The 22,986-nt window shown below is 63.1% G+C and carries 21 protein-coding genes; 8 read left to right on the forward strand and 13 right to left on the reverse strand.

All coding sequences use genetic code 11. From position 1 onward, the window contains the following. The first annotated feature begins 3 nt into the window (after positions 1-3). The gene (gene dhaL, locus AC0L3N_RS20025; protein ID WP_473549181.1) at positions 4-642 is read left to right on the forward strand and encodes a dihydroxyacetone kinase subunit DhaL; all 639 of its coding nucleotides are present in this window, start codon (positions 4-6) and stop codon (positions 640-642) included. On the opposite strand, the gene derI is transcribed toward dhaL, so the two are convergent. The 3 genes from derI to AC0L3N_RS20040 are packed head-to-tail and all read right to left on the reverse strand — an operon-like array spanning position 639 to position 2,645. Then, complete coding sequence (derI, locus tag AC0L3N_RS20030) at positions 639-1,082, reverse strand: D-erythrulose-4-phosphate isomerase (protein ID WP_095483850.1); 444 nt, start codon at positions 1,080-1,082, stop codon at positions 639-641. The genes dhaL and derI overlap by 4 nt on opposite strands. A gap of 27 nt (positions 1,083-1,109) precedes the next feature. Then, positions 1,110-1,868 carry a triose-phosphate isomerase gene (locus tag AC0L3N_RS20035; RefSeq protein WP_473549182.1) on the reverse strand — a complete coding sequence of 253 codons (759 nt, stop codon included), beginning with the start codon at positions 1,866-1,868 and terminating at the stop codon, positions 1,110-1,112. A gap of 9 nt (positions 1,869-1,877) precedes the next feature. Continuing rightward, a complete protein-coding gene (locus AC0L3N_RS20040; protein WP_473549183.1) occupies positions 1,878-2,645 on the reverse strand; it encodes a DeoR/GlpR family DNA-binding transcription regulator in 768 nt (255 codons plus the stop codon). A gap of 291 nt (positions 2,646-2,936) precedes the next feature. Between AC0L3N_RS20040 and fba the strand changes: the two genes are divergently transcribed. After that, positions 2,937-4,001: a class II fructose-bisphosphate aldolase gene (gene fba / locus AC0L3N_RS20045; RefSeq protein WP_095483847.1), complete on the forward strand. Its 1,065-nt coding sequence runs from the start codon at positions 2,937-2,939 to the stop codon at positions 3,999-4,001. A 180-nt stretch (positions 4,002-4,181) separates the two neighbouring features. On the opposite strand, the gene AC0L3N_RS20050 is transcribed toward fba, so the two are convergent. The 10 genes from AC0L3N_RS20050 to AC0L3N_RS20095 all read right to left on the reverse strand — a co-directional run bounded on the left by AC0L3N_RS20050 (position 4,182) and on the right by AC0L3N_RS20095 (position 16,001). Further along, complete coding sequence (locus AC0L3N_RS20050) at positions 4,182-5,123, reverse strand: sugar phosphate isomerase/epimerase family protein (RefSeq protein ID WP_473549283.1); 942 nt, start codon at positions 5,121-5,123, stop codon at positions 4,182-4,184. Further along, positions 5,123-6,640 carry a glycerol-3-phosphate dehydrogenase gene (locus AC0L3N_RS20055; protein ID WP_473549184.1) on the reverse strand — a complete coding sequence of 506 codons (1,518 nt, stop codon included), beginning with the start codon at positions 6,638-6,640 and terminating at the stop codon, positions 5,123-5,125. Before AC0L3N_RS20055 ends, AC0L3N_RS20050 begins: the two co-directional genes overlap by 1 nt. A 49-nt stretch (positions 6,641-6,689) precedes the next feature. Then, positions 6,690-7,730, reverse strand: a complete 1,041-nt coding sequence (locus tag AC0L3N_RS20060; RefSeq protein ID WP_473549185.1) for a 2-hydroxyacid dehydrogenase — start codon at positions 7,728-7,730, stop codon at positions 6,690-6,692. Positions 7,731-7,740: 10 nt separating this feature from the next. Continuing rightward, a complete protein-coding gene (locus AC0L3N_RS20065; protein WP_473549186.1) occupies positions 7,741-9,294 on the reverse strand; it encodes an FGGY family carbohydrate kinase in 1,554 nt (517 codons plus the stop codon). After that, complete coding sequence (locus tag AC0L3N_RS20070) at positions 9,294-10,418, reverse strand: ABC transporter ATP-binding protein (protein ID WP_473549187.1); 1,125 nt, start codon at positions 10,416-10,418, stop codon at positions 9,294-9,296. Before AC0L3N_RS20070 ends, AC0L3N_RS20065 begins: the two co-directional genes overlap by 1 nt. After that, entirely contained in the window at positions 10,415-11,533 is a 1,119-nt protein-coding gene (locus AC0L3N_RS20075) for an ABC transporter ATP-binding protein (protein WP_473549188.1), read from the reverse strand. Before AC0L3N_RS20075 ends, AC0L3N_RS20070 begins: the two co-directional genes overlap by 4 nt. A gap of 5 nt (positions 11,534-11,538) precedes the next feature. Continuing rightward, entirely contained in the window at positions 11,539-12,396 is an 858-nt protein-coding gene (locus AC0L3N_RS20080) for a carbohydrate ABC transporter permease (protein WP_095518160.1), read from the reverse strand. A 9-nt stretch (positions 12,397-12,405) separates the two neighbouring features. Continuing rightward, complete coding sequence (locus tag AC0L3N_RS20085; protein ID WP_077381507.1) at positions 12,406-13,329, reverse strand: carbohydrate ABC transporter permease; 924 nt, start codon at positions 13,327-13,329, stop codon at positions 12,406-12,408. Between the two features lie 207 nt (positions 13,330-13,536). Then, positions 13,537-14,982 carry an ABC transporter substrate-binding protein gene (locus AC0L3N_RS20090; protein WP_473486057.1) on the reverse strand — a complete coding sequence of 482 codons (1,446 nt, stop codon included), beginning with the start codon at positions 14,980-14,982 and terminating at the stop codon, positions 13,537-13,539. A gap of 44 nt (positions 14,983-15,026) precedes the next feature. Continuing rightward, the gene (locus AC0L3N_RS20095; RefSeq protein ID WP_292186922.1) at positions 15,027-16,001 is read right to left on the reverse strand and encodes a sugar-binding transcriptional regulator; all 975 of its coding nucleotides are present in this window, start codon (positions 15,999-16,001) and stop codon (positions 15,027-15,029) included. A gap of 219 nt (positions 16,002-16,220) precedes the next feature. Between AC0L3N_RS20095 and AC0L3N_RS20100 the strand changes: the two genes are divergently transcribed. The 6 genes from AC0L3N_RS20100 (at position 16,221) to AC0L3N_RS20125 (ending at position 22,725) form a co-directional block, all read left to right on the forward strand. Then, the gene (locus AC0L3N_RS20100; protein WP_473549189.1) at positions 16,221-17,264 is read left to right on the forward strand and encodes a substrate-binding domain-containing protein; all 1,044 of its coding nucleotides are present in this window, start codon (positions 16,221-16,223) and stop codon (positions 17,262-17,264) included. 36 nt (positions 17,265-17,300) lie between these two features. Further along, positions 17,301-18,566: an ABC transporter substrate-binding protein gene (locus AC0L3N_RS20105; RefSeq protein WP_473549190.1), complete on the forward strand. Its 1,266-nt coding sequence runs from the start codon at positions 17,301-17,303 to the stop codon at positions 18,564-18,566. A 71-nt stretch (positions 18,567-18,637) separates the two neighbouring features. Beyond that, a complete protein-coding gene (locus tag AC0L3N_RS20110) occupies positions 18,638-19,483 on the forward strand; it encodes a carbohydrate ABC transporter permease (RefSeq protein ID WP_473486061.1) in 846 nt (281 codons plus the stop codon). After that, positions 19,480-20,322 carry a carbohydrate ABC transporter permease gene (locus AC0L3N_RS20115; RefSeq protein ID WP_473549191.1) on the forward strand — a complete coding sequence of 281 codons (843 nt, stop codon included), beginning with the start codon at positions 19,480-19,482 and terminating at the stop codon, positions 20,320-20,322. Before AC0L3N_RS20110 ends, AC0L3N_RS20115 begins: the two co-directional genes overlap by 4 nt. 21 nt (positions 20,323-20,343) lie before the next feature. After that, positions 20,344-21,384: an ABC transporter ATP-binding protein gene (locus AC0L3N_RS20120; RefSeq protein ID WP_473549192.1), complete on the forward strand. Its 1,041-nt coding sequence runs from the start codon at positions 20,344-20,346 to the stop codon at positions 21,382-21,384. A gap of 60 nt (positions 21,385-21,444) precedes the next feature. Continuing rightward, on the forward strand, positions 21,445-22,725 hold the full coding sequence (locus tag AC0L3N_RS20125) for an amylo-alpha-1,6-glucosidase (RefSeq protein WP_473549193.1): 1,281 nt from the start codon (positions 21,445-21,447) through the stop codon (positions 22,723-22,725). Positions 22,726-22,986 lie beyond the last annotated feature (261 nt).

The following is a 22,986-nucleotide window of genomic DNA, read 5'->3' on the forward strand; positions in this document are numbered from 1 at the left end:
TCCATGACATCCATCGACGCAGCCGATCTGAAAACAATGTTCGATGCGATCGCGGTGGCGATCGAAGCCGACAAGGACAGGCTCTGCCAACTCGACGGCGTCATCGGCGACGCCGATCACGGCATCGCCATGGCGCTCGGCTTTGGCGCGGTACGCGATGCGCTCGCTTCTCTGGACCTCGCGGCGACCGAGCCGACAGCTCTCCTCAACACAGCCGCGAAATCGTTTCTCAACGCCGTCGGTGCCTCGTCAGGTCCGCTCTATGCGACGGCCTTCATGCGTGGTGCGGCCGCCGTCAAGGGCAAGGCGACGCTGGTGGGTGCCGATTTCATCGCCCTGTTCCAGGCGATGGCGCAAGGCATCCAGGATCGCGGCAAGGCCGAGATCGGCGAGAAGACGATGGTCGACGCCTGGCTGCCGGCGGCGCAAGCAGCGGCGGCCGCGCATGCCTCAGGCAAGACTGTGTCCGAAAGCCTTGAGGCGGCGCTTCAAGCAGCCGAACGGGGCGCCGAGGCGACCAAGGACATGATCGCTGCGAAGGGCCGCTCGTCGCGGCTCGGCGAACGATCGCTCGGGCATATGGACCCCGGCGCCGCATCGGCCGTCACCGTGATTGGTGCGATGCGGAAAAGCCTGGGTTAGCCCAGCTTCGCCGCGTCGAGCCTGTCGATCGCCTGGACATTGCCGGCCGACGGTCCCTTTTCGTCGAACTCCGATGCCAGCCAGGCGTCGACGATCGACTTGGCCAGTTCCGGGCCGATGACGCGGGCACCCATGGTGATGATCTGGGCATTGTTGGATTTGGCTGCGCGCTCCGCCGAATAGGTGTCGTGGGTGAGTGCGGCGCGAATACCGGGCACCTTGTTGGCCGAGATGGAAACGCCGATCCCGGTACCGCAAAACAGGATGCCGCGATCGTTCTCGCCGTCGAGGATGGTCTGGGCGAGCTTCTGCGACAGGTCGGCGTAGTAGCCTGCCTGGCTGAGGTCGCTGACGGCGAGGCCGGGTTTGGTGGCGAGATGCGCGGCGATGACGTCGAGCAACGGCTTGCCAGCACTGTCGGCTCCAATGGCAATTTTCATTTTTTTGTCCTTTCCTGTCCGATTGATTCAGAGCGCCGCCGAAGCGCGCTGAAGGATGTCGATGTAACCTTCCGCCTGCCAGGCGGAGCGGCCGATGAATAGTCCGTCGATATGAGGCTGACCGATCAACTCCGCGGCATTTTGCGGATTGACGCTGCCGCCATAAAGCACCGGCGGTATGGCCGGCAGGAGGTCGCCGGCGATCCTCTTGATCAGCGCCTGCTGCCTATCTGCATAGTCTGCACTTGCCGGAATGCCCTTGTCGCCGATCGCCCAGACCGGCTCATAAGCAAACAGGATCGTCGCCGCCTTTGCCTGACCTTCGAGGTATTGCAGCGCGCCATGCACCTGCAAGGCCAGCACCGCATCGGCCTGGCCGCTGTTGCGTTGCGCCAATGTCTCGCCGACGCAAATGAGCGGCACCAGCCCATGCTTTACCGCCGCTGCGGTCTTAAGCCCGACCGCCTTGTCGGTCTCGCCGAAATGCTCGCGCCGTTCGCTATGGCCGAGCTCGACGAGGTCGAGCCCGCAATCCGTCAGCATCACGGGCGAGATCTCCCCGGTCCAGGCTCCGGCGTCGGCCCAATGCATGTTCTGGGCGCCGACCTTGACCCGCGTCGAGGCCAACGCCTTCTTGACCTCGCGGACCGCCGTGAAGGGCGGGATGACGAAGGGCTGGATGCGGTCGTCGAAACCGGGAACGAATCCCGCCAGCGCCTTGGCGAATTCAGTCGCCTCTGCAAGCGTCTTGTTCATTTTCCAGCTTGTGCCGACCCAGTAAACCATGCGTCCTCCTCAAACCTTCTCGACTAGTGTTAGCGAAACGCCGGCGCCATCCAACACCTCGCGCATCTGGGGTTCCAGTTCGCGACCGGTGAAGACGGCGTCGAACGCCTTGAGATCGGTCAGGAAATGCAGCGCCGTGCGGCCGAACTTGCCGTGATCGACCAGCAGATATTTACGCGCGGCGGCGGCCATCATCAGCCGCTTCGTATGGACCACTTCCTGGTCCTGGTGGAAGGCGGAAGCGCCGTGGATGGCAGACGACGACAGGAAGGCCACATCGGCGCGCAACGATCTCAACGTGTCCTCGGCAAGCAAGCCGAAGAAACCGTGAAACTTCTTGCTGTACTGGCCACCGAGCGCGATCAGAGTGATCCCGCCAACGCCGGCCAGATCCTGTATGACAGCCAGATTGTTGGAGATCACGGTAAGCGGGCGGAGATCCGCAAGGTGGCGCGCAATGCCGCCGGCCGTCGAGCCGTCGTCAATGATCACCGTCTGGCCTGGTTCGATCATCGCCACTGCGGCAGCCGCCAAGCGCTGCTTCTCCGCACCGGCCTGCTTCTGACGGTAGCGGAAATCGCTCTCGAAAAGGCCGCTTGGCTGGATCGAGGCGCCGCCGCGCACCTTGCGCAGGAAGCCGCTTTCCTCGAGCTCGTCCAGGTCGCGATGGACGGTCATCTTCGATACACCGAAGCGCGAGGCAAGCTCGTCGACACTGGCCGTGCCGGTGTCCACCAGAAAATCCATAATGCCTTGCCGCCGGCCGTCGCTCTTCATTGTCCAGCCTGTTTCCTGAATCCGGCTCGCTGCGAATCCACAGTGGGCAAAACGGCGAGCCAAGGCTATTATAACAGAGGAAATCGCATAGGCGCCAATTTTTTTGTGATGATGTTACGTTTCTTTGGGATATTACTCGCTTCTGATTGCTGTCCTGTAACAAGAATTGCTCCCGGCGCCTTGGCCAAAGGTTGCGGTTCACTGGAAATCCGGCCAGAAGCATCAGTGAGCTGAACGACGACCGGACGGCTCGCAACCATAGGCTTGAAACCAAATACGGGAGACTATTGGGTGGCTCGCATCACATTGAGACAATTGCTCGACCATGCCGCCGAACACGGCTATGGCGTACCTGCGTTCAACATGAACAATATGGAACAGGGCCTCGCCATCATGGAGGCCGCCGAGGAGACCAAATCGCCTGTTATTCTGCAGGCGAGCCGCGGCGCCCGCGCATATGCCAACGATGTCGTGCTGGCCAAGCTGATCGACGCGCTGGTCGAAATCCACCCCGATATCCCGGTCTGCATGCATCTCGACCATGGCAACAACGAAGCGACCTGCGTGACCGCGATCCAGTATGGCTTCACCTCGGTGATGATGGACGGGTCGCTGAAGGAGGACGGCAAGACGCCGGCCGATTACGATTATAATTCGGGCATCACGCGCCGCGTCGTCGACATGGCGCATTGGGGCGGTGTGTCGGTGGAAGGCGAGATCGGCGTTCTCGGGTCGCTGGAGATGGGCGGCGGCGAACAGGAAGACGGCCATGGCGTCGAAGGCGCCGTCAGCCACGACCAGTTGCTGACCGACCCGGAGCAGGCGGTGCAGTTCGTCAAGGACACGCATGTCGACGCGCTGGCCGTCGCCATGGGCACCAGCCACGGCGCCTACAAGTTCTCGCGCAAGCCGGATGGCGCGGTGCTGGCGATGAACGTGATCGAGGAGATCCACCGCCGGCTGCCGAACATGCACCTCGTCATGCACGGCTCGTCCTCGGTGCCGGAAGAGCTGCAGGAGATCATCAACAAATATGGCGGCCAGATGAAGCCGACATGGGGTGTGCCGGTCGAGGAGATCCAGCGCGGCATCAAGCACGGCGTGCGCAAGATCAACATCGACACCGACAACCGCATGGCGCTGACCGGCGCGATCCGCAAGGTGCTGACCGAGAATCCGAGCGAATTCGATCCGCGCAAATATCTGACGCCGGCAATGGCCGCCATGAGGAAGCTGTGCAAGGAGCGCTTCGAGCAGTTCGGCACCGCCGGCAACGCCCCCAAGATCAAGCCGCTGCCGGTCTCGGAAATGGCCAAGCGCTACAAGTCGGGCAGTCTCGACCCGAAATTCGGCTGAGTAAGGCTCCCCCTCATCCGGCCGCTTCGCGGCCACCTTCTCCCCGCTGGGGAGAAGAGGCTGGCGGCAACGCTGGCGGTCTCCTCTCCCCTCGGGGAGAGGTCGGATTGCCCCGAATTGCCCTTCGCAATTCGGTTGGCAATCCGGGTGAGGGGGATTCGTCCAATTGCCCCGCCGGTTCTACTCGGTTCGCGGCAAAATCGCCGCCCTGCCAGTCTCGATGAACGGCGCCCAGTAGTCGACCGACTCGCGGATCATGGCGACGACCTGGTGGTCGGCCGGCTCGCGTTCGCGAAACGACAGTTCGAGGCAGATCTCGTTGTCGACGCCGCCGCCGCGGCGAACCGTCTCCAGAAGCTTTTCCGGCGTGATGCGGCCGTCCTTGTTGTAAGCGGCAATGAACGGCCAATGGCCGCCTTTGTTCATCGACGACTGTTTGATGTGGATGATCGGCGATACCCTGGGAAAGGCTTCGGCCCAGGCATAAGGATCGATGTCGGCCGGGTTGCTCGAGGTCACGTCGCCGTGGTCAATATCGACCATCATCTTCAACGGGATGGCCATGCCGGCTGCTTCGATCTGGTTGTGCAGTGCCCAGCAACTCTCGATCGTATGGCCGAATTCGCGGCCGACCGACATCGGCTCCCAAAAAAGGTAGGTCAAACCCGCCCCCTTGGCGTGCTCGGCGACCTCACGCCAGCATTCCAGCGCAATGTCGAAAAGTCGCGTGCGACGCTCGGGATCGTCGAAATCCCTGTGCGTGAAGATCGCGAACTGGGTGCCCATGCCGCCGGCGCCGAGCTCGGCCGATATGTCGGCAAAGGTCTTGAACCAATCGACGTAGTAGCGGCGCACGTCGGCGTCGGGATGGCCAAAATGGTTGAGCCGCCCGTAGGGACCGGTCATCCCGGATGTTACGCGCACAGCGGTGCGGTCGAGCGCGGTGCGGAACAGGCGGACGAATTTCGAGATCGTCGCCGCCGGCCAGCCGGGATTGACGAATTCGTGCGTGAGCTGCACGTGCCTGATGCCGATGTCATAGGCGATCGCGTCGATCAGATCGTCCGGTTCGGCGAAACGGTTGACCAGCGGATTGGTGTTGAGGGAAAGCGTAAAGGCCATCAGCTTGCTTTCACCAGTCGGCTCGCGCACCAGTCCTCGAAGGCGGCTCTTTCTGCGGCGGACAGATGCAGGCCGTGCTTGGTGCGCCGTTCGAGAATATCGACAGCGGTCAGCGCCCATTCATGCTCGAACAAATAATTGGCCTCGCGTTCGAAAAAATCCTTGCCGAAGCACCGCCCAAGATCGGTGAGCGACCTGGCCGCACCGACCAGCACGCGCGTCCTGGTGCCGTAGAGCCGGCCATAGTGCTTGACCAGCGATGCCGGCATCCAGGGATATTCGCGGCCGCGATCGCCGAGAAACTGCTCGAAATCGGCATTGGCGATATCACCACCCGGCAGGTAGCCTTTCGAAGTCCACGGCTTGCCCATTTTCGGAAAGAACGGGGCGATCCGGTCCAGCGCGTGCTCGGCCAGCTTGCGGAAGGTGGTGATCTTGCCGCCGAAGACGGAGAGCAGCGGTGCCTGCCCGGCCGATGCGTCGAGTTCGAAAATATAGTCGCGCGTCACCGCGCTCGGATTGTCGGCGTTGTCGTCATAGAGCGGCCTGACGCCCGAGAACGAGTAGATGACATCGCTGCGCGCAAGCTCACGCTTGAAGTAGCGGTTGACCACCCTGATCAGATAGTCGACCTCGCTGGTATCAGCCTTCACATCTTCCGGCCGCCCGTCATAGGGAATGTCGGTGGTGCCGATCACGGCCAGATCGTTCTGGTAGGGATTGATGAAGATCACACGCTTGTCGCTGTTCTGGACGAGATAGGCCTGCCGCCCTTCCCAGAATTTCGGCACGACGATGTGGCTGCCCTTGACCAGGCGCACATTCCGCTTGGAGCTCTGGCCGGCCACGCGGTTGATGATGTCGTTGACCCAAGGACCTCCGGCATTGATCAGTGCCCGTGCCCGAACCGTCGTCCTGACGCCGGTTCGGCTGTCTCGCATCTCCACCGACCACAGGTCGTTTTCACGCCGGGCGGCGGTGCAGGCGGTCCGAGTAAGGACCTTGGCTCCCCGTTCCGCCGCGTCGAGCGCATTGATGATGACGAGACGGGCGTCGTCGACCCAGCAATCGGAATATTCGAACCCGCGCTTGAATGCATCCTTAATCGGCGCACCTTCGGGCGCAGTGCGCAGGTTGAGCGTGCGGGTGGCCGGCAGCCGCTTGCGGCCGCCGAGATGATCGTAGAGGAACAGGCCGAGCCGGACCAGCCAGGCCGGCCGGTCGTCAGGGCTGTGCGGCAGCACGAAGCGCATCGGCCAGATGATGTGCGGCGCCGATTCAAGCAGCACTTCGCGCTCGATCAGCGCCTCGCGCACCAGCCGAAACTCGTAATATTCGAGATAGCGCAGGCCGCCATGGACGAGCTTTCCCGATCGCGAACTGGTGCCTTCGGCCAGATCGTCTTTTTCGCACAGGATGACGGAAAGGCCGCGGCCGGCTGCGTCGCGTGCGATGCCGGCGCCGTTGACGCCGCCGCCGATGACGAACAGATCGACGATGTCAGTGGCGCCGCTCATCTCGCCGGGCCCTCTATGCCTGGATAGTGTTTCATGGCTGGCGCGACCTTCAGCATGGGTTGACCGGTGGGAGCCCGGAGATGAAGCGGCGCACCTCTTCGGCCGCCTGCTCGGCCGCATAGGTCACCGTGCGCACCGAAGCACCGGCGATATGCGGCGTCAGCGTGACATTCGGAAGCTGCAGCAGCGGCCAGTCGGCAGGCACCGGCTCGACCGCAAACGTCTCCAGCATGGCGCTGCCGATATGGCCTGAGACCAGCGCATCGTAAAGCGCGTCGTAATCGACCAGCGGCCCGCGCGCGGTGTTGACGAAGATCACCCCCGGCTTCATCCGAGCGATGGTGTCCTTGTTTATCAGGCCGCGGGTTTCCTCAGTCACCCGGGGATGAAGCGTGACCACATCGGAGCGGGACAGGAGATCGTCGAGCGCGACCAGTTCGACGCCGTCATTGCGGTCTTCGGCGCTCAGTTGCACATAGGGATCGGTGACCAGGATGCGGCAGCCGAAGGCGCGCAGCAGGCGGACAACCTTGGTGCCGATATTGCCGTAGCCGATGACGCCGACGGTCATTTCGTTGAGCTCGCGGCCGGTGCGGTCGGCCCGGTAGAGATCGCCGCGCCATTCCCCTTTGCGCAAGGCTTCGTGGCCGACCCGGATCAGCCGCGTCTCGGCAAGGATGGCGCCGATGGTGAACTCGGCCACAGCACTTGCATTGCGGCCGGGCACATTGACGACGGTGATGCCGTGGGCCCTGGCGGCAGCCATGTCAATGTTGATCGGGCCGCCGCGCGAGACCGCAACCAGCTTCAGCGCAGGCAGACGCTGCATCATAGTCTCGGAGAGCGGCGCAAGCTGGGTGACGAAGATCTCGGCGTCGCCAATGAAATCGACCACCTCGTCCGGATCGCCAAAATACTCCTTGACCTTGTCGAGGCCGAGCGCCGCATTGCCGAATTCCATCGGCTCGTCGGGCCAGGCCGCCTCAAGGGTGCGAATGTCGAGATTGTCGCCGCAGGCCTTCTCGATTTTCTCGCGAAACACCTCGGGAAGCATGAAGCGGTCGCCAATGATTGCAATCTTCCTACGCATGCTCGACTTCTCAGTTTGCCCTGGATGCGGCCATCGACCGCCAGACCGGCCGCAGCGCCTCATGCGCCAAGGTGTAGGACGGAACCGCCCGCTCATAGATCGCGGCAAGTTCTGGGTCGCCCGGCTCCGCCGCACCCAGCAGCGGCGTGACCCACTCGCCGACGCATTCGTCCATCGACTTGTATTGGCCGACGCAAACCGCGGCGATCATCGCGGCGCCCGCCGCACCAGCTTCCTCGCGCTGGCTGGTGCGAATGTCGGCGCCGACGACAGCGCCCAGGATCTTGCGCAGAGCCGGGCTTCTGGCGGCGCCGCCGGTCAGCCGGATTTCGCTCGGCAGCGGCCCCATGGCGGCGTAGCAATCGCGCGACGCGAATGCCAGTCCCTCGAAAACGGCGCGGACCATGTCGGCATAGCCGTGCCGCGACGAAATGCCGACGAAACCGGCTCTGGCATTGGCATCGACGAACGGCCCGCGCTCGCCGGCTTCCGACACATAGGGCTGATAGAGCAGCGATGCCGGCTCAGATGACGATATCCATTCGTCGATCAACGCGATCATCTCGCCATTGCTGCGGGTGATGCCTTGCGAGGCGAGAATACCGGAGGCGAGGCTAAGGATCCAATCGATGTTGAGCGTCGCTGCCATGTTCGACTGCATCTGCGCAAAGACGCCGGGCGCCGGCATCGTCATCGTGTAGCCGGTCCTGGCCTCGTTGAGCAGCACCTCGTCCGGCGTCTGAGCAAGCCGCATATGCATGCCGGTGGAGCCGATGATGGAGCAGCCGGGCTTGCGCTCGCGGTCGAGCAGGCCGGCGCCGAGCGCGGTGCAGGCCACGTCGACATAGGCCAGCACCACCGGCGTACCGGAAAGCAGCCCGGTCGCTTCGGCAACCGCCGCCGACAGGCCGGCGCTATGCCTGGTGCCGTCGACGATCGGCGGCAGCAGATGCCTGAGATCGGCGACGCCGAGCACCTCAAGCACCTCGTCGCAATAGCCGCGGGTGCGGAAGTCGCCAAAGGTGAAGGTGCCCTCGGACGGATCGGTGGCGCGTTCGCCGGTCAGCTTGAAATAGAGCCAGTCCTTGCAATGGAATGTTGTCGCGGCATCGGCAAGCCTGTCAGGCGCGTTGCGCTTCATGAAGGCAAGTTGCGGTCCCTGCTGGCAGGCGGCCAACCCGCTGCCGGTCTTTTCGAAGCGAAGCCGGTCATCGGGCCGCGCACGGATCTCCTCGACTATCGCGGCAGCGCGCGCATCGAGCCACAGCCAGCCCTTGGCGACCGGCTCACCATCCTTGTCGATCAGCCAGGTGCCATCGCCCTGCCCGGTCACGGCGATGGCGATGGTGCGGCTGGCGAGGTCCGGCACCTTGTCGGCAAGCTGGCGCAATGTGGTCGCGGTATCGGCCCAGGTGCGCGCCAGATCCTGCTCGGCGCCGCCGCCGGGCAAGGTCTCATACCGGTTCGGCACCGCCGCGGCCGCGAGCTGCCGGCCCGCCGTGTCGAAGGCGACGGACTTGATGACAGACGTGCCGGCGTCGATGCCGATCAGCACATCCCCCATCAGGCAAGCTCCATGCCGTGCGAAATGGCCATGCCGCTGGACTGATCGAAGATGTGCAGGTTCTTCGGATCGATGCTGATATTGATCGGCGCGCCAAGCTCCAGCCGGGTCCGGTCGTGTTCGACCAGGACCAGCGAACCGCCGGCGAAATCCGCCGCGATATGCGTCTGGTCGCCGAGCCATTGGTTGGCCGAAACCGTGGCCGGCACGCCGTCCTTCGAGCGGCGAACAGCATAGGGCCTGATGCCGATGACGACCCGCTGCCGTTTGAGCAATTCGTCGCGAACCGAGCCGCTGAACGCGTCCTTGTCATAATCGAGCGAAAGTCCGTCGGGCAGTCGCAGATTGATCTTGTCGGCAGCCGTGCCGACATAGGCTTCGAAGACATTCATCGGCGGCTCGCCGACAAAGGTGCCGGTGAACAGGTTGGCCGGCCGCTGCTTGAGCATGTCGGGCGTGTCGAACTGCTGCAACACGCCGCCTTCCATCACCGCGATCCGGTCGGCAAGCGCGTTGGCCTCGGTCTGGTCGTGGGTGACCAGGATCGCGGTCAGGCCGCGCTCCTTGATGAAGTGCTTGATACGGCCGCGCAGCACGGCGCGAAGCTGCGGTTCGAGCTGGCCCATCGGTTCATCCAGCAGATGCAGGTCGGCCTCGCGGATCAGCGCCCGGCCGAGGCTGGCGCGCTGCTGCTGGCCGCCGGAGATGGAACTCGGATAGCGCTCAAGAACGTCCTCGATTTCGAGCAGCTTGGCGATGCTGGCAACTTTCGCATCGACGTCACTTTTCCGCAGCTTGGCCGCCTTCAGCGCAAACGCCATGTTCTCGCGCACGGTCAGCGGCGGATAGAGCGAATAGCCCTCGAACGCCATCGCCACATTGCGTCTGACCGGCGGCAGCGCATGCACCTTGCGGCCGGCAACCGAGATGGTGCCGCGCGAGACCTCCTCGAAGCCGGCGATCATGCGCAATGTCGAGGTCTTGCCGCAGCCGGACGAGCCGAGCAGTGCGACGATCTCGCCTTTGTCAATTTCGATCGTCAGGTTCTGGACGGCGTGCACGCCCCTGTCGATCGGGCCGTAGAACTTGTCGACGCCTGAGATGGCGAGTGCGCTCTGGCTCATGCCGCTTCTCCGCTGCGCAGATTGACCACGTTGCTGGCGCCGATGCGGTCGCCGCTGGCATGATCGAACAGCAGCGCACTTTTGCCGTCGACGGCAATGTGGGCCCTGCCCTCGGTTTGACCCGGTGTTCCGGCCGGCCGGGAGACGAGGATTTCGCGGCCGCGCACGGTGCGCACCAGTGTGACGATCTTTTCGTTGAGCGGCGTCTCCGCCTCGACAGTCACCGGTATGGCAGCGGGCGTGCCTTCGTCGACGAAGCGCAGCGCTTCGGGCCGCAGGCCGATCACGCAATCGCGGCCGACCGTCGCGTCATAGGCGCCCGTCAGATGGACCTGAACATTCGACAGGCCGACATAGATGCCCTTGGCATCGCGCGACGGCTTGACGTCGAGCAGGTTGATGGTCGGATCGCCGAACAGCCGCGCGATCTCGATGTTGGCCGGCTCGCCATAGATCTGCTCGGGCGTGCCGAGCTGCTTGATGACACCTTGCGACATCACCGCGATGCGGTCGCCGAGCGCCATGGCCTCCTTGTAGTCCTGGGTGACGTAGACGACGGTCGCGCCACGGTCGGCCAGCAGCCTCGGTAGTTCGAGCCGCATCTCGAAGCGCAGTTTGGCATCGACGTTGCGCAAGGGGTCGTCGAGCAGGAGCACCGGCGGCGCGCCGACCAGAGCGCGGGCGAGTGCGGTGCGCTGCTTCTGGCCGTTGGACAGCGCCCGTGGCTTATGGCTGAGCACGTGGCCGATCTTCAGCAGCTTGGCGACGCTCTCGACGCCCGACTTCATCGCACTTTGCGACGATCGCTTGGCCTGAAGCGGTGTCGCAATGTTGTCGAAGGCGGTCATGTGCGGAAACAGCGCGAAATTCTGGAACGCCATGCCGACGCCGCGGAACTCGGCGTCGAGGTCGGTCATGTCCTCGCCGCCGATAAGTATCTTTCCTTCATCGGGATCGATGACGCCGGCGACGAGCCGCAGCAGCACCGTCTTGCCGGCGCCGGACGGTCCGAACAGGACCAGGATTTCGCCATCGGCGACGCTCAGCGACAGATTGTCGAGCACAGTCTGGCTCTTGTAGCGTTTGACGACATTTCGCAATTCAAGGCTGGCCATCGGAGCTATCCTTTCACCGCGCCGAGCGACAGGCCTTCGACGAGATAGCGCTGCGCGTAAAGCGCAAGCGCCAGCGTCGGGGTGATCGACAGCACGATCGCTGCCGAGATCTGGCCGTACTGGATGCCGGAGGAGGTGATGAAGGCGAGCGCGCCGACTGTCACCGGCTGCTTGTCGGCCGAGGCGAGCACGAGGGCGAAAACGAAATTGTTCCAGGCGAAGATGAAGGCGAGCAGGCCGGCCGCCGCGATGCCGGGGCCGGCGAGCGGCAGCGCGATCTTGCGGAAGGTGGCGAACCAGGAGTGGCCGGCAATGCGGTAGGCATATTCGATATCGGCTGGGATGTCCTCGAAATAGCCGCGCACGATCCACAGGATCAGCGGCAGGCAGATCAGCTGATAGACCCAGATCAGCCCGATATAGGTGTTGGCCAGTCCAAGCTTCTGGAAATAGAGGGTCAGCGGCAGCAGCACCAGCAGCGCCGGCGCAAACCGGAACGACAGCAGCGTGAAGGCAATGTCCTCCGAGCCGCGGAATTTGTGCCGGGCAAAGGCATAAGCGGCGGGAACGCCGAGCAGCAGCGCGACGGCGACCGAGGTGACCGACAGGAACACCGAATTCCAGAGGTTGCGCATGAAGGCGATGTCGAGCGTGCCGGCTGCCGTCGTCAGCTTTCCGGTGATCAGCGCGGTGTAGTTGGCCAGCGTCGGCTTGAAGACAAGCTGCGGCGGAATCCGCAGGATGGTCTCGTTGGTCTGGAAGGACATCATGAGGATCCAGACGATCGGGAACATGAAGAAGATCACGACCAGCGTCAGCGCAATGCCGCGCAGGATGCGTTCGAGAAGCGAGGTGTGTTCCATCTCAGCCTCCTATGCCTGGCCGCGAGCGCGTTCGCGCAGCCGCAGCCAGTTCTTGATGAAAATGTTGGAGAGGAAATAGGTGATCGCCCACAGGATGATCATCAGCGCCGCCGAGCGGCCGACATTGGTCGACTGGAAGAAGTTGAGGTAGGCCTCGACCTGGAAGACAGTCAGCGTATCGCCCGGACCGCCCTGGGTCATGGCATAGATGATGTCGAACTGCTGGATGGAATCCAGCAGACGGAACAGCGTCGCCGTCAGGATGTAGGGTGTCAGCATCGGCAAGGTGATGCGGAAGAACACGAAACTCCGCGGCACGCCGTCAAGTGCTGCCGCCTCGAAGGGCTGCGTCGGCAGGCTGCGCAGACCGGCAAGCAGCAGGATCATGATGAAGGGCGTGTAGACCCAGATATCAACAAGGACCACCGTGAACAGCGCGGTCGACGGCGACGAGGCCCAGCGGAAATCCTGCAGTCCGATCAGGCTGGCGAGATAGCTCAGCACGCCAAAGCCGGGATTGGTCATCAGCTTCCACATCAGCGCGGCAAGCGCCGGCGCCGTCATCAGCGGCATCAACAGCATGATCGAGATGAAGTTGTTTAGCGTCGAGCGCTTCTGCAGCAGCATGGCGATGCCGAGACCGAGAAGCAGTTCGAGCAGCACGGTGATGCCGGCATAGAGCAGCGATATCTCCAGCGTGTTCCAGAACCTCGGGTCCGTGAAAAACGAGATATAGTTGTCGCCCCAGTTGAACTGCCGCGCCCAGGGCTGGCTCAGCCGGTAGCGCTGGAACGAATAGACGACCGATGTGAAGAACGGGATCAGGATGCCGATACAGACGAGCAAGGCCGGCAGGCTGAGGACATAGGGCAGCACTTTCTTGCTTATCCTGAAGCCGGAAGGCCTGTTTCTTTGCATTGTCGCCGCAGTCATCGTTGCTCACCCGTCATCTCTGTTGCTTCGCCCTGCCGGCCGCCCAGGGAGCTAGGCGGCCGGTTGGGCGAGTGGCGGCACCGCCAGTGTTTGAGCATCGGATTTTCCCAAAACCGGTCTCCACTTTTGGGGCCGATGCTCCCAGGCGCCGCTTCGCAGTGGAATGGCCGGCTGGCCCGCAGCAGCGGGTCAGCCGGCCGCCAGGACTCAGCCGAGCCCGGCTTCCTTGAGCTGGCCGTCGACGCTGGTGGCCAGCATGTCGAGGCCTTCGTCGATCGGCACTTCCTTGGCCACCATCTTCTGCAGCGTCGCCGCCCATTCGGTGGTGAGATCGAAGAACAGCGGCTGCGGGGTGAACTTGATGCTGGCGCCCGGCGCCGAGACGTCGAACATCTCGACATAGCCCGGATAACTCTTGTTCAGCCTCTCGCGGAACATCTGGTCGTTCCAGACCGACTGACGCACCGGATTGACGAAGTCCATCTTGGTCGCACCGAACAGTGCATGCTCGGGCCCGGATGCCCATTGCATGAAATACCAGGTGGCGTCCTTGTCCTTCGAGAAGTTGGACATCGACAGCGACCAGATCCAGATGTTGGGCGTCGGCGCCTTGGCGGCGGGATTGGCCTTGAAGGCCGAAAAGGCGAGCTTGCCGGCCATCTTGTTGTCGCCGCCATTCATGAAGTAGCCGAGGATGTCGGCGTCGTAGATCATCGCCGAGGCGCCGGCGCCGAGATCGGTGCCGACCTGATACCAGGTGTAGGTCGACCAGTCCTTGGGGCCGCTCTCCTGGATCATCTGGACCCACTGCTTGTGGAATGCCTTGGATTCGGCGGTGTTCATCGCGGCCGACAATTTGCCGTCGGCCGAGACATTCAGGTCCTTCTGGTCAAAGTTGGCGTAGGCCGACAGGAAGCCGGGATGGATCGTCGCCCAGGAGCGCGAGCCGCGCACGCCGATGCCGTAGACGCCGCCACCGACATCCTTGGTGAGCTTGGCCGCCGTAGCGACCATCTCGTCCATATTGCCGGGAACGCTGACGCCGACCTTGTCGAACATACCCTTGTTGTAGGTGATGTTGTTCTGTTCGAAGCCCCACGGAATGCACCACTGCTTGGCGTCGTCGGAACCGAGCACGCCGCCAGGCTGGCCGTTCCAGGCGCAGGACTTCCTGACACCGGGCAGGAAGTCGTCCCAGGCATAGTTCACGTTGGTCTTGGTCGGATCCTTGATCCACTCGTTAAGGTCGGTGATCCAGCCGGCCGGGCCATAGGTCCAGGTCATGTAGGCGCCGGTCATGAAGGCATCGTATTCAGGCGAGCTGGCCGACAGCGCAGCGGTGACCTTGTCGAAATAGACGTCTTCCGGAAACACGTCGTAGACGACTTCCATGCCGGTCAACTTTTTGAAGTTTTCAAGGTTGGCGATCATCGCATCCGCATAAGGATGCTTGTTGAGCAAGAGCTTGATGGTCTTGCCCTTGTGCGCCTGCCAGTCGAAGTCCGCCGCCAGCGCACGGGTCTGCCCCAGATTGAGCAGCGTGCCGGCCGTGCCAGCGGCAAGGCCCATCGCGCCAAGACCCTTGATCAGCCCACGACGATCAACTTGTCCGCGCAGGAACGCATCGATCAGGTCTTTTTCTTTCTCATGCATGTGTCTTCTCCTCCACAGGGTAGTTTCAATCGAATGGCTGCCGGCTACCCGACCGACGTCTGCTCCACGAGTGATCGCGCCGTCCGCTCATCGGTGACCAAGCCCTTGAGATAGCGGCCCTCCAACACCGATTTGATGGCACGAACCTTCACCTTGCCGCCGGCGACGGCGACAATCCTGCGATTGCTGATGTCTTCGCGCGCCAGCGCCAGCGCCCGGTTGGAAAGCGTCGTCTCGACCGCCTTTCCAGCATCGTCGAAGAAATGGCCGAGCAGTTCGCCGACGCCGCCATTGCGGCGAATCTCTTCCATTTCGCCCTTTTCGATCATGCCGGTGGCGACCAGCGACGCCTCGCGCTCGGCGGTGCCGATGCCGGCAATGAGCAGGTCGGCGGCCTTGCCGAGATCGAAGACCTCGCTGATGCCCTTCTGCCCGAGCAGCACGGTTCGATCCTCGACCGTGTTGGCGAACATCGGCACCGGCATCACATAGGCTTCCGCGCCAGTCCGTTCGGCAAGGCGGTGAATGACGTCGTGCGGATTGGCCGAGAACTTGCGCGTCAGGCCGCCAAGCAATGAGACGAAGCGGGTTTTTTCGGCAGATATGCGCGGCAGATACTCGACGCAGGCGGCCAGCGTGCGGCCGTGACCGACGCCGATCAGCGTATCCTCGCCGCGTTCGATCTCACGCTTGAGAAATTGCGCGCCAGCAATGCCAAGCGCCTTGAGCGGCAAGTCTTCGCCATCGAAGTCGGGAACGACCTCGCAATAGTCGAGACCGTAGCGGCTGGACAAATCGTCTTCGAGCGCCACGCATTCCGACACTTCGCCGTCGATATAGACTTTGACCAATCCTTCCTGATTGGCCTTGGTGATGAGGCGATGCGCCTTGAGGCTGGTCAGGCCAAGCCGCTTGGCGACCTCCGACTGGGTCAGGCCGCCAGCATAATGAAGCCAGGCGGCACGTGTCGCCATACTGGTTTCATCATCGCGCAGCAGGCCGTTTCCAAAACCAACCATTTCCGCCCTAAGATATTTTTATCAGTTGATGCAAAATTTTTCACAAGCCGCCGCCGGAGTCAAGCGCCACGTGGTTCAAATCACGCTAAGCGGGCCAAAAACAGGGTTCGGCCCGTTGTAGAGCCATCGACACCTCATTGGCTCGGCCGGGATTTAAAACGTTTGCAATCTGACCGAAACCCATTACAAACGCTTCAAACACTTTGTTCGGGAGGATCGGTGCCGGCCCGCGTCACCACGCTCAAGGAACTTGCCGCGCAGCTCGACCTGTCGATCACCACGGTGTCGCGGGCGCTTGCCGGCCATCAGCAGATCGCCTTGAAGACGCGCGAGCGCGTCACTGAAGCCGCGCGCCAGGCCGGTTACGTGCCCAACACGGCAGCCCGCACGCTGGTCTCAGGCCGCAGCGGCTTTGTCGGCATGGTGCTGCCGATCCGCGGCCCCAATCTGGTCGATTCCTTCCTTGGCGAATTCGTCACCGGGCTTGGCGAAGGGCTGGTTTCGCATGGCACCGACCTGATCCTCGCCGCCGCGGCGCAAGGCCAGTCGGAACTTTCCGTGCTTCGCCATGTTGTCGAATCCGGACGCGCCGATGGCGTCGTCGTCACCCGCATCGCCGAGGTCGACGAACGGCTCGCCTATCTGCGCCAACGCAATTTCCCATTCGTCGCCCATGGCCGACTGCTCGACACCGACTTCGCCTACAACTGGCTAGACACCGATGGCGCGCACGCCTTCGGTGAAGCCTTCGACATGCTCTACGATCTCAGGCACCGCCATTTCGGCCTGGTGACGATCGCCGAGCCGATGACGTTTCGCCATCTGCGGCAAGACGGGCTCGCCGCAGCGATCGCGCGCCGAGGCGATCCGTCGGTCAGGCTCGATGTAGCGACGGCCCCGCGCTTCGATCGCGGCGCCCGCATCCAGGCCATCAACCGGCTGCTGCATGCTGACGAGCGGCCGACGGCTATCGTCGCGCTGTTCGACGAGCTGGCGCTCAGCGTCATGGAAGAGGCCGCCCGCGCCGGCCTGGTCATCCCTCGCGACCTTTCCGTCATCGGCTTCGACAACATCGCCGCCTCGGCCTATGCACCGCCCGGCCTCACCACATTCGATGCCTCGATCCGCCAATGCGCGCGCGAGATCGGCGAGATGCTGTTGACCGTCATCGGCGACAAGTCCGCCGCGCCGCTGACACGGCTGATCCGGTCGACATTGGTTTCGCGGGCAAGCCATGGCCCGGCACCCACAGGACAAAACTGACGCTGGGACGGCGCACAACCAGGGAGGAAGACCACGATGAATGCGTTGAAGACACTGGCCGGCGCCGCACTCGCGCTGTCGATCGCGATCGGCGGTGCGCAGGCCCAGGTGCTGTTCTGGTCGACGCAGGCGCGGCCTGTGGAAGAGACGCAGAAAATGCGCAGCGAGGTGCTGAAGACTTTTGACGGCGAGGTCGACTATCAGGTCGCCGAGGACGGGCCCTGGCTCACCCGCCTCCAGGCCGAGCTGCAGGCCGGTTCCGGCACCATCGGCGCGCTCGGCGGCCTGCACGGTGACTTCTCCACGGTCGGTGCGGACCTTGTCGATTTGTCCGGCGTCGATGTCGGCGGTGTCAAGCTCAACGAAGCCTACAAGAAACTCGGCATGCTCGGCACAAGCGAACAGAAATATCTGCCGTGGATGCAGGCCACCTTCCTGATGGCGGCCAACAAGCAGGCGCTGCAATATCTGCCGGCAGGCACCTATCTCAACACCATCACCTATGACCAGCTGATCGAATGGGCGAAGAACATCGCCGAGAAGACCGGCTCGCCGAAATTCGGCTTCCCGGCCGGACCGAAGGGGCTGAAGCACCGTTTCTTCGAAGGTTTTCTCTACCCGTCCTACACCGGTTCGATGGTGACGAAGTTCCGCTCGGCGGAAGCCGAGACCGCGTGGAACAAGTTCAAGGAATTGTGGCAGTACACCAACCCGAATTCGACCAGCTATGCCTTCATGCAGGAGCCGCTTCTCACCGGCGAAGTGTGGGTGGCGTTCGACCATGTGGCGCGGCTTGCCGATGCGTTCAACCAGAAGCCCGACGAGTTCGTCGCCTTCCCAGCGCCCGCGGGGCCGGCGGGTCGCGGCTACATGCCGGTGATCGCCGGCGTCGCCATCCCCAAGACTTCGCCGGACATGGACAAGGCCAAGGCACTGGTCGCCTATATGCTGAAGCCGGAAACGCAGATCGCGACGCTCAAGGCCACCAACTTCTTCCCCGTGGTCGACGTAAATCTGCCCGACGACATGCCGGCCTCGGTGAAAGCCCTCGGCCCGGTGATCGCCACCATGACCGGTGCGCCGGATGCGCTGCCGGCATTGCTGCCGACGGGACTCGGCGATCTCGGCGGCAAGTTCAACCAGGTCTATGTCGACAGTTTCGAGCGTATCGTGCTCGGTGGCCAGGATGTGCGTGGCGTGATCGAGGAACAGGCGACGGCGCTCAAGGCCCTCATCGACCAGGCCAAGGCGCCCTGCTGGGCACCCGATAAGCCGTCCGAAGGCGCCTGCCCGGTCGACTAGAAACCTCCCGAGGGGCGTCCGGAACCTGTTGCGTTCCGGGCGCCAGCCCGCACCACGCCAAAGGACATGCCATGCACGGCAAGGCCCTGCCCTATCTGCTGCTGATGCCGGCGACGCTGTTCCTTTGCGTCTTCTTCCTCTACCCGTTCGCGCTGGTCGCCTTTGAGGCTTTCACCCGTGACGGCGGCTTCACGCTGGACAATTTTCGAACCATGACCGGCAACTGGAAATTCCCGGTCGCCTTCTGGAACACCATCCTGCTCGCAGCCATCGTCGTGCCGATCCAGCTGGTTATGGCGCTGTTGATGGCTACGGTCGTGTCCAGGCTCGAAACCGGGCGGGGTGCGGCGCTCTACATCTTCGCCATTCCGCTCGGCATCTCCGATCTCGCCGCCGGGCTGATCTGGCTCGCCATTTTCGACCAGTCCGGCTTCCTCAACACTCTGCTGTCGAACCTCGGCCTCGTCGACAGGCCCGTCATGTTCCTCGGCTACCAGAGCAAGCTGACCATCTTCGTCGCAGTGATACTGGCCGAGATCTGGCGCGCGACTGCGATCATGATGGTCATCCTGGTCGCTGGCATGGGGCTCATCCCCCGGGAATACCACGAGGCGGCCGAGGTCTTTGGCGCGAGCCCGTGGAGCCGCTTCGTCAAGATCACGCTGCCCTTGCTGCGCCCCAGCCTGCAGACGGCGATCATCCTGCGCGTTATCCTCGCCTTCGAGGTTTTCGCCGTGGTGGCGGCGCTCGGCGGCACCAATTTGCCGGTATTGATGGGTGAGACCTACAACTGGCAGTTCTCGTTGCAGGACCGCAACGTTGCCGCCGCCTTCGCCCTGCTCATCCTCGCCATCTCGGTCGGGCTCACGCTGTTCTTCCTGCGGGTGCTGCGCGTGCCGAAGGAAGCGCGCATATGAGCGCCGTCGCAGAGATCCCAATCGCCGCGCCCGCGACCCGCAAGGCCGGCAACTGGCTGCTGGTCGCCACCGTCATCCTGCTTTCGGTCTGGGTGCTGCTGCCGATCTATCTCCTGATAGTCAATGCCTTGTCGTCGCCGGAAGAGGTTACTGCCTTTCCGAAACGCTTCTTCCCTTCCTTCAATTTCGGCAGCCTGTCTTTCTTCATCAATTTCGCCGGCGTCGGCCGTGCGCTGTGGAACTCGGTCCTCGTCGCCACGCTGACGATGATCCTCTCGATCGGTTTCGGCGCGCCCGCCGGCTACGCGCTATCGCGCTTCGATTTTCCGGGCAAGGGCACGTTCCGCTTCCTGGTGCTGATGACCCGCGCCTTTCCGCTGCCGCTGCTGGCGCTGCCGCTTGCGGTGATGTTCATCCGCACCGGCCTCGACGACACCGCCATCGGGCTGGCGCTGGTTCACACCACGCTGGCGCTGCCATTCGCGGTGCTGATCACCTTCTCGCTGTTCTCAGGCATTCCGGTAGAGCTCGAGGAAGCGGCGTGGACGCTCGGCTGCACCCGCCTGCAGGCGTTTCGCAAGGTCATCCTGCCGCTGGCACTGCCCGGCATCGCGGCCTCGGCGGTCTTTGCATTCACCATCTCCTGGAACGAGGTGTTTGCCGCCGCCGTGCTCACCATAGAGAACCGGACGCTGACCGCCTTCCTGCTGCAGAGCCTGGGCGAGTCGCCGCTTTATCTCAAATTCGCAGGTGGGGCTGCACTGGTCATCCCAGCGCTGATCTTCATCTTCGCCGTCCGCAAATACCTGTTCGCCATGTGGGGGATCGCCAACCGATGACGCGCGATAGGGAGAAAGCCGATGGCTGAGATCGCCATAAAACAAGTGGCCAAACGCTTCGGCGGCTTCACCGCGCTGCATTCGATAGACCTCACCATCACCGACCAGGAGTTCATGGTGCTGCTCGGCGCCTCGGGCTGCGGCAAGACGACATTGCTCAGGATCGTCGCCGGATTGGAAACGGCGAGCCAGGGCGAGGTCTGGATCGGCGGCCGTCGCGTCGATCATCTGCCGCCGCGCGACCGCGGCATCGCCATGGTGTTCCAGAATTATGCGGTCTTTCCGCATCTGACAGTGTTCGAAAACATCGCTTTCGGCCTGCGCATGAAGAAATTGGCGCAGCAAGAGGTCGAACGCCGCGTCAACCGCACCGCCGAGCTCATGCATATCGAGCAATTGCTGAAACGCTATTCGGGCCAGCTTTCCGGCGGCCAGCGCCAGCGCGTCGCCGTCGCCCGCGCGCTCGCCATGGAGCCCGACGTCATCCTGATGGACGAGCCGCTGTCCAATCTCGACGCGCTGCTCAGGCTCGAAATGCGCGCCGAACTCAAGGGCGTGCTCGCCGCGTCCAAGACCACCACCATTTATGTCACTCACGATCAGGTCGAGGCGATGAGCCTCGCCGACCGCATCGCCGTCATGCATCAGGGCCATATCGTCCAGGCCGCCTCGCCGGTCGAGGTCTATCGCAACCCGGCCGCCCGCTTCGTCGGTTCCTTCATCGGCAATCCGCCGATGAATTTCATCCCCGCGACGAAGACTGCGAACGGAAGCTGGACCGTCGCCGGCCTGACGCTGCCCGGCCCCAAATCGGACAAGCACAAAATTGAATTCGCCATTCGCCCCGAAGATGTCGACGCAAGTGACGAGGGGCTGCATGCCACCGTGCGCGTCGTCGAGCCGCTCGGTCCGCACACGCTGGTCACCTGCGATGTCGAGGGTGGGCTGTTTCGCGCCATCCTCGAATCGAATGCCGCGATCGCCGTCGGCGAACACCTGCGACTTGCGCCCAAAGCCGATCGCATCCGCTGGTTCGATCCTGAAACCACCAACGCCCTTTGATCCCGCCAACGCCCTTCAATCGCGCCAACGCCCTTCAATCCTGAAAGTACGAACGCTTCAATGATCTCTCTTGCCGTCAACGAAACCATCGCCCGTGCCGTCGAGGTGCTCAGGGAAAACGACCACGGCGACTATACCATCCCGACCAAGGGCCTCTATCCGTTCCAGTGGAACTGGGATTCCTGCCTGACCGCGCTCGGTCTCGCCCATTATGACGAGGCGCGCGCCTGGACCGAGATCGAGACGCTGTTCGCCCATCAATGGCCGGACGGCATGGTGCCGCATATCGTCTTTCATGTCCTGAACGACAGCTATTTCCCCGGGCCGGAGGTCTGGAGAACCAACCGCCCAACTGCCACCTCCGGCATCACCCAGCCGGCGGTGGCGGGCTTTGCCGTTCGCCGCCTGTTCGACCGGGCCAGGGACAAAAAACTGGCCGCCGAGCGCGCCCGCGCGCTGCTGCCGAAGATCGACGCCTGGCATCGCTGGTTCTACGAAAACCGCGATCCAAGGGACGAAGGATTGGTCGCAATCATTCATCCATGGGAGTCCGGCCGCGACAATTCCATCGACTGGGACGACGCCTTCGAGCGTGTGCCGACCGAAGGCGTCGAGCCCTACACGCGCCGCGACACCTTGCATGCCGACCCGGCGCACCGGCCGACCAAGGCGCAATATGACCGCTACCTCTGGCTGCTGCAGCATTTTCGCGCACTTGGCTGGGACAATCCAAAGCTGCACGATGCCTCACCCTTCCAGATCGTCGATCCCGGCTTCAACGCCATCCTGATCCGCTCAGCGGCCGACCTTGCCGATCTCGCCGAGACGCTTGGCGAAATGGAGATCGCCGACGCCAACCGCAGCCGCGCCAAAAAAGGGCTTTCGGCGATGGAGCGGCTGTGGAGCGATACGTACGGCCAATATCTCTGCCTCGACCGCGTCGCCGGAAAGCTCGTCGACAGCGCCTCCGTCGGAGGCATCCTGCCGGTCTTCTCGGCCATCCCGAAACCCCGCACTGCTGCAATCGCCGCCACCATCGAGCGTATCGCCGGCAAGGCGGGCTACATCGTCCCGTCGCACGATCTCGACGACCCCCGCTTCGACGCCAAACGCTACTGGCGCGGCCCGGTCTGGCTGGTGGTCAACTACATGATCGCCGACGGCCTTGCTGCTGCCGGCTGTGCAGATGTCGCCCGGCATATCACCCAGTCCAGCCTCGATCTCATCGCCGATAGCGGCTTTGCCGAATATTACGATCCGCTCAGCGGCGAACCGCTCGGCGGCGGCCGTTTCACCTGGACGGCAGCAATGGTGATCGAATTCCTGAAAGGCAGAGGCTGACGCCCCTCTTTGCTTCAGGCGACCTCCAGTTGCATGGGCCGCCAAGGCCTGCTCCCGTCCACCTGAGCGCATAACTGGGCTGGCCGGCGCCAAACGCCGCGCTTTGCTGGAAGTCCTCCGCCTGCCGAATGGCGGTGGACGTCGCTTGCGGATCAGGCGGATTCGGGCACATTAGGAGAATAGGGGCAGAGACGTATCGATCTTCGCTTCACGAGAGCTACAATAATTCTTCACAAACGGCTATCTATCCTGGCGACAGGT

The sequence above is a fragment of the Mesorhizobium sp. WSM4807 genome (genome assembly GCF_055811615.1).